Here is a 14116-nt window from a genome sequence, read left to right as displayed (position 1 = left end):
CGATCTCTTCTTTTCTGATCAGGCAGGAGTCATAATGCGTTGGGATGGGGTAAAGCGGGCTGTTACAGCGTGACTGGCACCGGGATAGGTCAGGCGCACTTGCGTTACCGTTTCATCCAGCCGCCAGGTCTGGCGCTCCACCACCAGAACCGGGGTGTTGGCAGCAATGTCCAAGGTTTTGGCCGCCGCATCACTGGCGGCTTCGGCGGCAATGCGGTGTTCGGCGGCGTTCCATGGAATATGATCCAGCAGCCACGGACCGGGGGCCAGATCGGCAAAATCGGCATCGAGCGCCTGCGGCACCACGCCGAGATTGATAATGCGCTCTTCCAGACAAAAGGGCTTGTTATTGGCATAATGCAGGCAGGTGATGGCCAGCAGTTTGCGGCGGGGTGCAAGAGACAAGTTTTCGGACTCGGTCTTGGTGGGCGCGCGGATTGCGCGTGACAGAATGCCGTGATGGTAGGTCTTATCGAGCGAATTGACCTCATCCTTGATGTCGTAAATTTCCAGAATGGCGCTTTGCGAATTCTGTGGCATGACAATGCTGCCAGTCTTGCGCTTGCGCAGCACGAGACCTGCACGGGCAAGCTGGGTCAGCACCTTGTTCACCGTCATGCGAGAGCAGGCATATTCCTCGGTTAGTACCTGTTCGGAGGGGATTTTATGGCCCGGCGGCCATCGGCCTGAGAGGATATTGCTCTCAATATCATCCAGAATGCGCTGGTGCAGGGATTTGCTGGGTGTGTCGGTGTCGTCTGTCATCATGCCAGCATCGATGCGCCGCGATCCAGATAGGTGTCAAGGAACTGCTCCAATCTCGGATGGCGCGGCTTGGCAAAAACATCGGATGGCGCGCCAGTAAACAGCAGTTTGCCGTGATCGAGAAAGCTGATCTGCTGGCCCACCGTGGCGGCAAAGCCAATTTCGTGACTTACCACCACCATGGTCATGCCTTCCGCCGCCAAGTCACGCATCACGGTTAGCACTTCGCCAGTCAATTCTGGGTCCAGCGCCGAGGTTGGCTCATCAAACAGCATGATTTTGGGCTGCAAGGCCAAGGCGCGGGCAATGGCCACACGCTGTTGTTGCCCGCCGGAGAGCTGGGAGGGGTAATGGCCCGCGCGGTTCTCCAGCCCTACCTTTTTCAGCTGCACCATGGCGCGGTTTTCTGCCTCGCGCTTGGGTATTTTATGCACGGTTTTCAATGCTTCAGACACATTGCCAAGCGCGGTCATATGCGGCCAGAGATTGAATTGCTGAAACACCATGCCGATATGTGAGCGCACGGCGCGGATCTGGGCTGCGGGCAGGCGTTCGCGTTGGCCATCGGGCCGCTCAAAGTAGCCAAGCGCCTCGCCACTGACGGTGATCATGCCCTCGCTGGCCTCTTCCAGAAAGGCCATGCAGCGGAGCAGCGTGCTCTTGCCAGAGCCGGAAGGGCCAATCAGGCACGAGACCTTGCCCTCGGGGATATCGAGGTTGATGTCATTCAACACGGTGTTGGTGCCAAAGCGCTTGACGAGCTTGGAGACGGAAATAGCGGGAATCGTCATGGCGCGGAAAACCTCAATCTGCTCAAACGGGATTCAGCCTTGCGGGCCGCCCAGGCGGTGGCCTCCACAATGACCCAGTAAATAACCGCCAGCACGAAAATCGCCTCCAGAAAGGCATATTGGGCAGACCCTATGGCGCTGACGGTGGCGGTGAGTTCGGGAACGGTGATGATAGACAACACCGCCGATTCCTTGAGAAGGATGATGGCGAGATTGACGCAAGGCGGCAGCACAATCAGCGCCATTTCCGGCAGGAGAATGCGGCGGATGGTTTGAAGGCGTGTCAAGCCGAGGCATTCCGCCGCTTCCACATGCCCATGGGGAACGGAGCTGTAACCAGCCCGGAAAATCTCGGAATAATAGGCAGCGGAATAGACGGTGAGGCCAATCAATCCGCAAGGAATCGGGTCCAGCGACAGGCCAACATAGGGGCCGCCGTAATAGACCAGAAAAATCTGGATCAGAAACGGTGTGCCACGCAGCACTTCCACCATCAGCCCCAGCGGAATATCCAGAAATTTTCCGCCGTAGCGACGGCCTGTTGCCACCAGAAAGCCCACGAGCACACCCAGCAACATGCCGACAATCCAGATCCATAAGGTGGTGACGGTGCCGCTGAAAATTTCCGGCAGATGATCGAGAATGACTTTGGGATCAAAAATCATTTTACGGCTCCCGGAAGGACGCGTTCAGCCACGCCACTCAAAAGCGCAACACTCCAGCAGATAATCAGATAAATCAGTGCTGCCGAGGCAAACAGTTCAAGCGGCAAATAGGTGGAAGCGGCCAGATCCTGCGCCATACGAGTCAGCTCGACTATGCCGACGACGGATACCAGCGACGAGGATTTGAGGATCATGATCGCTTCATTGACCAAGGCGGGAAAGGTGAGCCGAAGCGCAATAGGAAGTTTGATGCGCAAAAAGGTTTGCCGTGCTGAGAAGCCAGCCATATCGGCGGCCTCGATCAAGCCTTTCGGCACGCTTTCAAAGCCACCCCGCAGGTTTTCGGCCTGATAGGCGGCGGTGCAGAGCGACAAGCCGATGATGGCGGCCACCACGCTTGGCACGTTGATGCCAATAAACGGCAGGAGATTGTAAATCAGCAGCAATTGCACCAAGAGCGGCACGCCGCGAAAGAAGCTGATGAACAGTTCTGTGGGCATTGTGTAGAGCCGTTTGCCGGAGAGCATGGCACCGGACAGGAGTACGGCCAGTAAAAAGCCGATGGCAATCGAAATCACGCTGATGCCCAGCGTCCATCCGGCGGCCTTAACCAGCAGAAAGAAGAGTTTGAATGACATGGCACCCCAGTCTCCGCCATGGCGGACCACAATAGATGGCAGCGGGCGGGATACCCCCCTCTGTCCTGCCGGACACTCCCCCTCAAGGGGGGAGATTGGATAGACGAAAATTATCAGTTCAAACCGATATAGCCGTTAAAATATCATGCTGGCTGAGGAAATCGGCGCTTCCCGCGAGTCGATCTCCCCCCTTGAGGGGGAGATGCCTGGCAAGGCAGAGGGGGGTAGGCGGCATATCAAGAGATTATATGCTGCTCCAAAGGCATTGCCTCAGGATAGCTCACCTCAAAACGCCGGGTCTTTCAAGCTATCAGGCGTATCAAACTTGGTGCCAAACCACTTTTCCTGCAATTTCGCCATGCGGCCATCGCTCTTCATCTTGATGAGTGCGGCATCGACGGCGTCGATCAGGCTGGCGTGGTCGGCATCCTTGGTGCCGATAAAGCCGAAATAGCTCTTCTTGCCGAATGGCGGCAGCACGACTTCGAAAGCGCCGTTACGCTGCTTGGCGACGAAGGCGATATTGGGGAGTGAATTGGCAACTGCCACGACGCGGCCCGCCGCCATGTCGGCATAGGCATCGTTGAAGGAGACATATTCACGCACCTCGATCTTTTTCGGCAAGGTGGCCGAAAATTCCTGAAGCTGGGCCAGTTGGGCGGTGGCCTTGCCGACGCCGACCGCCTTGCCTGCCAGATCTTCCGGCTTGGTGATGGTCTTGTCGCCGGCCTTTTTCAGGATGGCAACCGTGGCTTCGGCAATCGGGGCAGTGAAGCGATAGCGCTCCATGCGGGCCTTGGTGATGGTGGCGGGGCCAGCGACAATATCGAACTTGCCAGCTTCAAGGCCCGGCAGAACGCCATCCCAGGGCAGCGCGATCCACTCGATCTTCACGCCAAGTTCCTTGCCGATTTCTGCAAACATATCGACATTGAGGCCAACGTGGTCGCCAGCATCAATAAAGTCGAAGGGCGCAAAGGCGGTCTCGGTGCCGACCTTCAAGGTGCCTGCGGCCTTGATCTTCGCCAGCGCATCTTCGGCATGGGCCGAAAGGCTCGCGCCAAACAACAGGGCAGCCCCAAGCGCCGCCTTCAGCAACAGTCTTTTCTGCATCACAATTTCTCCAGTTGCCCGCTACCCGGCGATCTCTCGTACCGGTGCAATTCCCCTCAGCCGTTTCTCGGCCATTTGACTATACAAATAGAGCGAGGAAGGGGGCAGCTGTCAATGACATTGTGCTGAAAATAAGCGTGCTTATTTTGTAAGCAGATTTTTGGTGGGAGTCGAGGCTTATCCCACCCTGTTTCCAGGAAATATACGGTTTCACGCGATGGCGACGATATCAACACTGATATCAGCGGGCCGGGACGCTTCGATCACCAATCGGCCATTCGGCAAGTCGTTGCCATTCAATTTCCAGGCGATTGCGGCCTCGTCCAGTCCGTAATGAACCCAACGGTCCCGCAGGCGCTGTTCCAGCACGTCCAGCGGTGGGCCGACGAAGACCGTCAGGTCGAAGCAGCTTTGCAGGCGTGTCCAGGGCGCGCGATCGAGAAGCAGGTAATTGCCCTCGACCAGTATGAAACGGATGTCCGGTGCAATTGGCCGGGCCGAGGCAATAGCCAATTCGCGGTCGCGGTCAAAGACCGGTACGAGAACCTCCTCGTCGCCAGCTTTTACCGCCGTGACGATGTCGAGAAAGCCGCGCACGTCGAAGGTTTCCGGTGCGCCCTTGCGCTTCAGCAGGCCGCGCTGTTCCAGAATGCCATTGTCCATGTGAAACCCGTCCATCGGCAGGATTTCCGCGGTTTCGCCGCGCGCAATCAGCGCCTCGCGCAAGGCTTCCGACAGGGTGGACTTGCCCGCGCCTGGCGGTCCGGCAACGGCGATCATGAAACGGCTGGCCTCTTGGGCCAGCCGGATTATATCATCTGTCAGCGAGGAGACGGAAACCGTCATGCGGCAATCGCTTCCGCTGGGGCTTCCTTCGCGCCCGTCATGAAGGCAACGGCATCCGACATGGTGTAATCCTTCGGATTGATCACGCAGAGACGCTTGCCAAGCCGGTGGATATGGATGCGATCGGCCACTTCGAACACATGCGGCATATTGTGCGAAATCAGCACGATCGGCATGCCGCGCGAGCGCACGTCCTGGATCAGCTCCAGCACACGGCGGCTTTCCTTGACGCCGAGCGCCGCCGTCGGTTCGTCGAGGATAACCACTTTCGAACCGAAAGCCGCAGCGCGTGCCACGGCAACACCCTGCCGCTGGCCACCCGAGAGGGTTTCCACAGCCTGGTTAATGTTTTGGATGGTCATAAGGCCAAGCTCGGAAAGCTTTTCACGGGCAAACTTGTCCATAGCTGGCTTGTCGAGAGCACGAAACAGGCTGCCCATGATGCCGGGTTTGCGCATTTCACGGCCCAGGAACATGTTGTCGGCAATCGAGAGGGCCGGAGACAGGGCAAGATTCTGATACACGGTTTCAATGCCGGCCTTGCGGGCATCAATCGGCGAACGGAAGTTGATGGTCTTGCCTTCGAGCTTGATCTCGCCTTCATCCGGTGTCACGGCGCCGGAAATAGCCTTGATCAACGAGGACTTACCAGCACCGTTGTCACCAATGACCGCGAGAATTTCACCCGGGTACAGATCAAAATCGGCGTTGTCGAGGGCGGTTACACGGCCATAACGCTTGACGAGGCCACGGGCGGTGAGAATGGGTTCTTGTGCCATTAGCCAGCTACCTTTCTGATCCATTGGTCAATTGCAACGGCGGCAATGATCAGCACGCCAATCAGCATATAGGTCCATTGCGGGTCGGTGCCGGCCATACGCAGGCCAAGCTGGAATACGCCGACGATCAGCGCGCCAAACAGCATGCCCATGATGGAACCACGGCCACCAAACAGCGACATGCCGCCAATCACCACTGCGGTGATGGATTCGATATTGGCAAACTGACCAGCCGTTGGCGATACCGAGCCGATACGGCCAATCATCGCCCAACCACCCAGCGCACAGATCAGGCCGGCAAGCGTGTAGACGGAAATCAGCATGCGTTTGACATTGACGCCAGACAATTCCGCTGCATCGGGATCGTCGCCAACTGCATAGAGATGGCGGCCCCAGGCGGTGTTGTTTAAGACATACCAGAGCACGGCAACCAGAAGGGCGAGTGCAATCACGCCATAGGTTAGCACGGCGCCGCCCAGTTTAAAGCTTTGGCCAAAATATTGCAGGATGGGCGCATTGGTGCCCAGGTCTTGCGAGCGGATTGTCTCGTTGCCGGAATACAGGAAATTGGCTGCCAGCACGATCTGCCACATGCCGAGCGTGACAATGAAGGGGGGCAGCTTGACGCGGGCCACCAGCACGCCATTGATGAAGCCGCAAATGCCGCCGACGGCAAAGCCGCACAGCACGGCAAGCGGGCCAGGCACGCCATAGTGAACGGCAAATTGCCCCATGACGACAGAAGACAAGACCATGATGGCGCCCACCGACAGGTCGATACCAGCGGTGAGGATAATCAGGGTCTGGGCTGCACCGATGATGCCAGTAATGGCAACCTGCTGCAAAATCAGCGTTAGGGCAAAGGGCGAAAAGAATTTGCCACCCAGAATGACGCCGAACGCGATCAGTGACAGAATCAGCACGATCAACGGCACGGCAGCCGGGCTGGAATGCAGGAAGTGCTGAAACTTTTGCAATGGCGTCTTGTCGTTGGTATCGAACTGCGCGACCGCAGTGGCACTGCCCGACAGCACATTCTCGTATTCAAGATGAGGTTTGGTGGCGGCTTTTGGCTCGCTCATCGGCTTTCCTCCCGTGGACCTCTTCTGAGGCTTGAGGGCCGGGCTGGACCGTGGCACCAATTGCCGACGGCCGCCTGCGGCATTGTAGAACTTACTTATTCAACCAAGGGCTATTGCTGATAGCCTTGGTTGCAGAAACCGCTTACCAGAAGGGCGGCCTGAGCCGCCCTTCTACTGCGAATTTTTTTGGAGCAGATCAGCCCCAGCACTTCTTCAGGCCTTCGGCAACGTCAATCGACGGAACGCCCTTGGCCGGCTTGTCGGTGACCAACGAAACACCGGTGTCGAAGAAGTCCTTGCCAGCGGTAGGCTGCGGCTTGGTGCCGGTGTCGGCGAACTTCTTGATTGCTTCGATGCCGAGTGCAGCCATCATCAGCGGATATTGCTGCGAGGTTGCGCCGATCACGCCTTCCTTGACGTTTTTCACGCCAGGGCAGCCGCCGTCAACCGATACGATCAGCACGTCCTTCTGCTTGCCAACGGCCTTGAGGGCTTCGTAGGCACCGGCAGCAGCAGGCTCATTGATCGTGTGGACGACGTTGATATTCGGGTTTTTCTGGAGAAGGTTTTCCATGGCCGTACGGCCGCCCTCTTCATTACCGTTGGTGATGTCGTGGCCAACGATGCGCGGATCGGTTTCGTCGCCGATCTTGTTCGGGTCCTTCGGGTCGATGCCGAAGCCGATCATGAAGCCCTGGTCGCGCATGACGTCAACCGATGGCTGGGCAGGCGTCAGGTCAAGGAAGGCAACCTTGGCGTCCTTGGCCTTGTCGCCGAGCGTTGCAGCAGCCCACTGACCAATCAGCTTGCCAGCCAGCAGGTTGTCGGTTGCGAAGGTCGCATCCGCAGCATTGACCGGGTCGAGCGGCGTGTCGAGGGCAATAACCAGAAGGCCGGCGTCACGGGCTTCCTTGACGGCAGGCACGATGCCCTTGGTGTCGGAGGCGGTCAGCAGGATACCCTTTGCGCCATCGGCAATGCAGGTTTCGATCGCAGCAACCTGGCTTTCGCTGTCGCCGTCGATCTTGCCGGCATAGGACTTCAGCGTAACGCCCAGTTCCTTGGCCTTGGCGGATGCGCCTTCCTTCATCTTGACGAAGAAGGGATTGGTATCGGTTTTGGTGATCAGGCAGGCTGACACGTCAGCGGCCTGCGCGCCTGTCGAAAAGACAACGCCAAGAGCCAGGGCGCCAAGCGTGGCGCCGATCAAATTGGTCTTCATATGGATCCTCCCAAGGACAAAGATAAACGCACCCTCTCAAGGGGCCGTCCGGTTCGCATGGTCCATCACCTCTCCCGTGTTGGCCCCCCATGCTTCCTGCCTCAAGAAAACACTATTCCAAATCCCTGTCAATAAATAAATCGAGTTGAATTATTAATCCACTGTGGCATGCTTGGCGCGGTCTTGGCAGGGCGGGAGGAGCCTGTGCCGGGTTGATACGGAGCAGGATGCTCAGCAGAATTGGTTGCCGGGCCAGGATGGCGAAATGCCGATCCGGCGGAGCTCGGGGCCTGGAAATTCTTGTCGCACGCGGCTCTCTGGCCGGGTTGGGCGGGATGGGAGGATGATCGATGACAGAGGGAATGAATGCGGGTCTGGCGATGCCGCCCGCTGCCCTCGAGACGAGTGGCGGCGCCAATCAGGTCGGCGTGCGCGCCTATAACGAGCGGCTGGTCATGTCGCTGGTGCGCCGGCATGGCAGCCTGTCCAAGGCGGAAATTGCCCGGCGCAGCGGTCTCTCGGCCCAGACGGTGACGGTGATCATGCGGGTGCTGGAGCGCGAAAAGCTGCTGGTGCGCGGAGAGCCGGTGCGCGGACGCGTCGGCCAGCCTTCGGTGCCGATGCGGCTCAATCCGGATGCGGTCTATTCGTTTGGGGTCAAGATCGGAAGACGAAGCGCCAATCTGGTGCTGATGGATTTCGTCGGCACGATCCGCCATGAGGTGCGTCGGACCTATCCTTATCCGATGCCCGGCCTCTTGCTGGATTTCATCGTCGGCGGCATTTCCGATATTGAGGGCAGGCTTTCCGTCGCGGAGCGGGCCCGAATTGCCGGTGTGGGTATCGCAGCCCCGTTCGAACTGTGGAGCTGGGCGGAAGAGACCGGAGCGCCATCAGAGGAAATGGATGTCTGGCGCGATACCGATCTGAAAGCCGATGTCGCGGCCCGGATTGGTTATCCGGTCTTCATCCAGAACGATGCGACCAGCGCCTGTGCTGCCGAACTGGTGTTCGGGGTCGGGCCGCACTATCCGGATTTCGTCTATTTTTTCCTCGGCTCCTTCGTGGGCGGCGGCATCGTGCTGAATTCCTCGCTGTTTTCCGGGCGCACCGGCACAGCTGGCGCGGTTGGGCCGTTGCCGGTGCAAAGGCGCGATGGCAAAACCGTCCAGCTTTTGAAGATCGCGTCGATTTTCGTATTGGAAAACCTGCTGCGCGACTATGGACAGGATAGCCAGTCCCTGTGGTATTCGCCGAGCGACTGGGTGGACTATGGCGAGCCGCTGGAAATCTGGATCCGCGATACCGCCGCAGCGCTGGCCCAGGCGATTGTGGCGGCGGCATCGATCATCGACTTTTCCGCCGCCGTCATCGATGGCGGTTTTCCGCAATGGGTGCGCCAGCGTCTGGTCGTGGCCATACAGGAGGCAGCGCGTGATCTCGACCTCCAGGGCGTATTGATGCCCGAGATCGTCGAAGGCGCCGTGGGCCACCAGGCACGGTCGGTTGGCGGTGCCAGCCTGCCGCTGTTTTCCCGTTATCTTTTGGATCAGAATGTTTTGTTCAAGGAGTTACTGTAAATGCTGAAGGGCCTCAACCCCATCCTTAGTCCCGAATTGTTGGCCACCCTGCGGGCCATGGGTCATGGCGATGAAATCGCCATTGTCGATGGCAATTATCCGGGTCTCGAACATGCAAAGCGGTTGGTGCGGCTGGATGGGCTCGGCCTTATTCCGGTGCTGGATGCCATTCTCTCCGTTCTGCCCATCGATGATTTCGTGCCGGAAGCGATTTTCCGCTCCACCGTCGGCAAGGATCGCGATGCACTTGACCCGGTCCATGCCGAAATCATCGCCTGCTGCGCCGCCCATGAGCCAAAACAGCCGGTCGTCCCGCTGCTGGGACCGGATTTCTATCCCCGCGTCAAGGCGGCCCATACAGTTGTGCAAACTGGCGAACCCCGCCTTTATGCCAATGTCATTCTTAAGAAAGGCGTGATATACCCACAATAACCTCTGATTGTATTAACCGCACTGGCGGACCTGCGGCTGCAAAGGGTGAAATGCCCTGGATGAGGTTTTGAGGTAGATGAGGCCGTGCGGGGCGTCCTGCACGGCCTTTTTCGTCTCGTGTTTTTTACAGAGACGGTTTCAGCTCACGGCTTCGACAGCCTTGCCCGGGTTGAGCGCGGCGTCGAGAGAATGAGGCTGGTTTCGCTATTGGTAATGCCGGGAACCAGTCGCACACGTCGCAAGACACTGTCGAAATCCGTCAGGGTTGCCGCGCCCAGTTCAACGATCAGGTCCCAGCGCCCATTGGTCGAATGCACGGCGGAAATCTCGGGAAAACCGCTCAGAGCCCGGATCACCTTGTCGGTGACATGGCCCTGGATTTCGATCATCATGATGCCACGCACACCGAGATCGACCGTATCGGCCCGCAGGATCACGGTATAGCCGAGAATGGTACCATCACGCTCCAGCCGTTCCAACCGCGCCCGGACTGTCGCACGCGACGCGCCGGTTTCCAGCGCCAGATCGGAAATGCTGCGCCGGCCGTTATGGCGCAGAAGCGTGACCAGCTTTTCATCGAGATCGTCCACGGCCTTCTCACTTTGAGCAATAAAACTGCCATAACGATAAGCCATATGGACATTATTGCCAATCTATATCGTTCAAATCGCCAGTTTCAAATGGTTGAATAGTGACAACAACAGGAGAGACGCATGGAGTGCAGATTGATCGGAGTTCCCTTGCAGATCGGCGCGGGCCGTCTGGGCTGTGAAATGGGACCGAGTGCGCTGCGCATCGCCGGGCTCGGCCCGATGCTGGAAGATCTTGGCCATCGCGTTACCGATCTCGGCAATGTCGCGCCTGCCGCCTTCAAGACCCTCAATCATCCCAATCCGGCTGTGCATCACCTGCCGGAAACCGTCGCCTGGATCGAGACTTTGTCCGAGGTCGCCTACCGCGAAAGTGCGGACGGTATGCCGATATTTCTGGGTGGTGACCACGCGCTTTCGGCTGGCACGGTGCCGGGACTGGCGCGCCGGGCGGCGGAACAAGGCCGCCCGCTTTTCGTGCTCTGGCTGGATGCCCATACCGATTTCCATACGCTGGAGACCACGGAAAGCGGCAATCTGCATGGTACGCCGGTCGCGTATTTCACCGGCCAACCGGGGTTTACCGGCTATTTTCCGGATCTGGTCGAAGCGGTCGATCCGGCTCGTGTGGCAATGATCGGTATCCGCAGTGTCGATCCAGCCGAACGGGCGGCTTTGCGCCGGACCGGCATCACCGTGCATGACATGCGGATGATCGATGAGCATGGCGTTGCCGTGCTGCTGCGGGCTTTTCTGGACAAGGTTCGGGCCGCGAATGGCTTGCTGCATGTCAGTTTCGATGTGGATTTTCTCGATCCGATGATTGCGCCCGCCGTTGGCACCACGGTGCCGGGTGGCGCCACCTTCCGCGAGGCGCATCTGGTGATGGAAATGCTGCATGACAGCGGCCTAGTCTCCAGCCTCGATCTGGTCGAACTCAACCCTTTCCTGGACGAGCGGGGCCGTACCGCCATCCTGATGGCCGATCTGACGGCAAGCCTGATGGGACGGCAGGTCATGGACCGCCCCACACGCGATTACGCCGGGAGCGTTTGATGAGTGCTATTGCCAATCTGAATATCGTCCCCTTCGTCAGCGTCGATCATATGATGAAACTGGTGCTGCGGATCGGGGTCGAGACCTTCCTGACCGAACTTGCCGAAGTGATCGAGGAGGACTTTCGCCGCTGGGAGGTGTTTGACAAGACGCCACGCATCGCCTCCCATTCCAGCGACGGGGTGATCGAGTTGATGCCGACCAGTGACGGCACGCTCTATGGCTTCAAATATGTCAATGGCCATCCGAAGAACATGCGCCAAGGCCGCCAGACGGTGACAGCCTTCGGCGTGTTGTCGGATGTCGGCAATGGCTATCCGATGCTGCTGTCGGAAATGACCATTCTAACGGCATTGCGTACGGCGGCGACCTCGGCTGTCGCGGCCAAATACCTGGCCCGGCCCGATGCCCGCTGCATGGCGGTGATTGGCAATGGCGCGCAAGCCGAGTTTCAGGCGCTGGCCTTCAAGGCGATCTGCGGCGTGACGCATCTTCGGCTTTATGATATCGATCGTAGTGCCAGCGACAAATGCCTGCGCAACCTTGGGGGAAGCGGATTGGCGATAACGCTGTGCCATTCCTCGCAGGAGGCGGTCGAGGGCGCCGATATCATCACCACCGTCACCGCCGACAAGCAATGCGCCACCATTCTCACCGATAACATGGTCGGCCCCGGTGTTCATATCAACGCGGTTGGCGGCGATTGCCCCGGCAAGACTGAATTGCACCGCGATATCCTCAACCGTGCCGAAATTTTCGTCGAATATCCTCCCCAAACCCGGATCGAGGGGGAGATCCAGCAAATGCCGTCCGATCATCCCGTCACCGAACTGTGGCAGGTCATGACCGGCGCGGCCAAGGGACGGAGCGATTCGCGCCAGATCACCCTGTTCGATTCGGTCGGCTTTGCCATCGAGGATTTTTCGGCTCTGCGCTATGTGCGCAGCAAGTTGGCTGAGACCGGGCTTTTCACCGAGTTGGACCTGCTGGCCGACCCTGATGAGCCTCGGGATCTCTATGGGATGGTGTTACGGGCCGGGACTTCCTCCAGTTGATGACCAAAATTTCATGATCTTCGCTATGGACCCTTTTGCCTCGATATCCATTTCTGCATGGACATGTGTTGCACAAAGGATAGGTCATGGACGTCGTTCGCATTCTGTTTGCCATTCTTCTGCCCCCGGTCGGGGTTTTCCTTCAGGTCGGTATTGGCCTGCAATTCTGGCTGAATATTTTGCTGACATTGTGCGGCTATATCCCCGGCATCATCCATGCGATCTGGGTCATCCTGCGCAGGTAACATCCTGATTTGACGCCTTAACGGTTATCGGCGGGCGACATGGCGATTGACAATGATGGCAAGCCGGATGAACTTGGCCGTTCGTGGCGAGGGTTGGAGGATCGGCGCCCGTATCGTTTGGGAGGCCTGCCGTATGACTGTCGATCTGGTCGAGTATTTCGACGCCTATGCCCGTGATTATCAGCCGTATAAGGGCGGCAGCTGGTGCTATGAGGACGGTTGTCTCTATGCCGGGCTGATTGCCCTTTACGAGGCGACCGGTGATACCAGATGGTCGGCGCATCTGAAGCGGCTGGTCGATGACCAGTTGGATGACCAGGGCCAGATGCGTGATTACGTGCTGACCGAGTATAATATCGACAATATCCTGCCGGGCCGGGCGCTGATTTTCCTGCTGAAAACGACGGATGACAATCGTTACCGGATTGCTGCGGACCGGCTTGCCCGGCAGTTGCAAAGCCATCCGCGCCTTGGTGCCGGACCTTATTGGCACAAGCTGCGCTATCCCCATCAGGTCTGGCTGGACGGGCTCTATATGGGTCTCGCCTTCAAGGCCGAATACGGAAAGTTGGCTGGCGAGGAGACGATGGTCCGCGATGCGCTGGAAGAATTGCTGGTTACGCTCGAGCTGACCTCGGATGGTGTGAGCGGGCTTTATCGCCACGGCTATGATGAGGAACGCCTGCAAGCCTGGGCCGATCCGCAAACCGGCCTGTCGCCCGCCCATTGGGCACGTGCGATCGGTTGGCTGGCGATGGCCATGGTCGATCTCTACGGCCTGGTGCCAGAGGGAGCGGATAAGTCGATGCTGGCCGAAAAGCTTGGCGGACTTCTCGCCCGGCTTTCACACTTGCGCACGGCGGATGGCCGCTGGTTGCAGGTCATCGATCAGCCCGATCTTCCCGGCAATTATCCTGAAAGCTCCGCCACGGCGATGTTCGCCTATGCCTCTCTGAAGGCAGCCCGGCTCGGAATTGCGGGGGCAAAGGCGGAGATTGGGGCGGAGGCATTGGAAAGTCTTCACCGCCATGCACTTGGTCCCAACGCCTCTGGCCGGATGGTGATGAAGCAGATTTGTTGTGTGGCTGGTCTGGGCGGATTTGGTGGCGTCTACCGGGATGGAACGCCCGCCTATTACCTGTCTGAGGCGTTGAACGACGACGACATCAAGGGTGTTGGTCCATTGATGATGGCTGAAGCGGAGCGTCTGCGTTGCGCGACACACTCCGCATCTCCCGTGCTTGGCTGACGGGAGAT

Annotated in this window: 16 protein-coding genes; 6 read left to right on the top strand and 10 right to left on the bottom strand. The window is 58.5% G+C overall.

All coding sequences use genetic code 11. The features are described 5' to 3' along the window. Positions 1-18: 18 nt before the first annotated feature. From hutC to G6L01_RS14255, 9 genes are all read right to left on the bottom strand, one after another. Positions 19-768 carry a histidine utilization transcriptional repressor HutC gene (hutC, locus tag G6L01_RS14295; RefSeq protein ID WP_070167072.1) on the bottom strand — a complete coding sequence of 250 codons (750 nt, stop codon included), beginning with the start codon at positions 766-768 and terminating at the stop codon, positions 19-21. Next, positions 765-1556: an amino acid ABC transporter ATP-binding protein gene (locus tag G6L01_RS14290; protein ID WP_070167071.1), complete on the bottom strand. Its 792-nt coding sequence runs from the start codon at positions 1554-1556 to the stop codon at positions 765-767. The genes hutC and G6L01_RS14290 overlap by 4 nt, the downstream gene beginning before the upstream one ends. Then, positions 1553-2221, bottom strand: coding sequence for an amino acid ABC transporter permease (locus G6L01_RS14285; RefSeq protein ID WP_070167070.1), 669 nt, complete (start codon positions 2219-2221; stop codon positions 1553-1555). Before G6L01_RS14285 ends, G6L01_RS14290 begins: the two co-directional genes overlap by 4 nt. Beyond that, the gene (locus G6L01_RS14280; RefSeq protein ID WP_070167069.1) at positions 2218-2859 is read right to left on the bottom strand and encodes an amino acid ABC transporter permease; all 642 of its coding nucleotides are present in this window, start codon (positions 2857-2859) and stop codon (positions 2218-2220) included. Before G6L01_RS14280 ends, G6L01_RS14285 begins: the two co-directional genes overlap by 4 nt. A gap of 285 nt (positions 2860-3144) precedes the next feature. Continuing rightward, entirely contained in the window at positions 3145-3972 is an 828-nt protein-coding gene (locus tag G6L01_RS14275; protein ID WP_070167068.1) for a transporter substrate-binding domain-containing protein, read from the bottom strand. A 210-nt stretch (positions 3973-4182) separates the two neighbouring features. After that, positions 4183-4818, bottom strand: coding sequence for a nucleoside triphosphate hydrolase (locus G6L01_RS14270; RefSeq protein WP_070167067.1), 636 nt, complete (start codon positions 4816-4818; stop codon positions 4183-4185). Then, positions 4815-5597, bottom strand: a complete 783-nt coding sequence (locus tag G6L01_RS14265) for an ATP-binding cassette domain-containing protein (RefSeq protein WP_041698633.1) — start codon at positions 5595-5597, stop codon at positions 4815-4817. Before G6L01_RS14265 ends, G6L01_RS14270 begins: the two co-directional genes overlap by 4 nt. Beyond that, positions 5597-6679: an ABC transporter permease gene (locus G6L01_RS14260; protein ID WP_070149098.1), complete on the bottom strand. Its 1083-nt coding sequence runs from the start codon at positions 6677-6679 to the stop codon at positions 5597-5599. Before G6L01_RS14260 ends, G6L01_RS14265 begins: the two co-directional genes overlap by 1 nt. 196 nt (positions 6680-6875) lie before the next feature. Beyond that, positions 6876-7901, bottom strand: coding sequence for a sugar ABC transporter substrate-binding protein (locus G6L01_RS14255; RefSeq protein ID WP_070167066.1), 1026 nt, complete (start codon positions 7899-7901; stop codon positions 6876-6878). 350 nt (positions 7902-8251) lie between these two features. Here G6L01_RS14255 and G6L01_RS14250 point away from each other — a divergent pair, with 350 nt between their 5' ends. Next, positions 8252-9481 carry an ROK family transcriptional regulator gene (locus tag G6L01_RS14250; RefSeq protein ID WP_071206039.1) on the top strand — a complete coding sequence of 410 codons (1230 nt, stop codon included), beginning with the start codon at positions 8252-8254 and terminating at the stop codon, positions 9479-9481. Next, positions 9482-9913, top strand: a complete 432-nt coding sequence (locus tag G6L01_RS14245) for an RbsD/FucU family protein (protein WP_070167064.1) — start codon at positions 9482-9484, stop codon at positions 9911-9913. It abuts the gene before it with no gap. 143 nt (positions 9914-10056) lie between these two features. On the opposite strand, the gene G6L01_RS14240 is transcribed toward G6L01_RS14245, so the two are convergent. After that, entirely contained in the window at positions 10057-10503 is a 447-nt protein-coding gene (locus G6L01_RS14240) for an Lrp/AsnC family transcriptional regulator (RefSeq protein ID WP_060716887.1), read from the bottom strand. A gap of 123 nt (positions 10504-10626) precedes the next feature. On the opposite strand from G6L01_RS14240, the gene rocF reads away from it, so the two are divergent. The 4 genes from rocF (at position 10627) to G6L01_RS14220 (ending at position 14108) form a co-directional block, all read left to right on the top strand. After that, positions 10627-11559, top strand: a complete 933-nt coding sequence (rocF, locus tag G6L01_RS14235) for an arginase (RefSeq protein ID WP_070167063.1) — start codon at positions 10627-10629, stop codon at positions 11557-11559. Then, the gene (locus tag G6L01_RS14230; RefSeq protein WP_070167062.1) at positions 11559-12614 is read left to right on the top strand and encodes an ornithine cyclodeaminase; all 1056 of its coding nucleotides are present in this window, start codon (positions 11559-11561) and stop codon (positions 12612-12614) included. Before rocF ends, G6L01_RS14230 begins: the two co-directional genes overlap by 1 nt. Before the next feature lie 86 nt (positions 12615-12700). Then, positions 12701-12859, top strand: a complete 159-nt coding sequence (locus G6L01_RS14225; RefSeq protein ID WP_012654247.1) for a YqaE/Pmp3 family membrane protein — start codon at positions 12701-12703, stop codon at positions 12857-12859. Positions 12860-12992: 133 nt separating this feature from the next. After that, positions 12993-14108, top strand: coding sequence for a glycoside hydrolase family 88/105 protein (locus G6L01_RS14220; protein WP_070167061.1), 1116 nt, complete (start codon positions 12993-12995; stop codon positions 14106-14108). Positions 14109-14116 lie beyond the last annotated feature (8 nt).

This window comes from Agrobacterium vitis, assembly GCF_013337045.2.
Taxonomy (GTDB): Bacteria; Pseudomonadota; Alphaproteobacteria; order Rhizobiales; family Rhizobiaceae; genus Allorhizobium; species Allorhizobium vitis_B.
The sequence above is the reverse complement of the archived record's forward strand: the minus strand, read 5'-3'. Positions and strand labels throughout refer to the sequence as shown.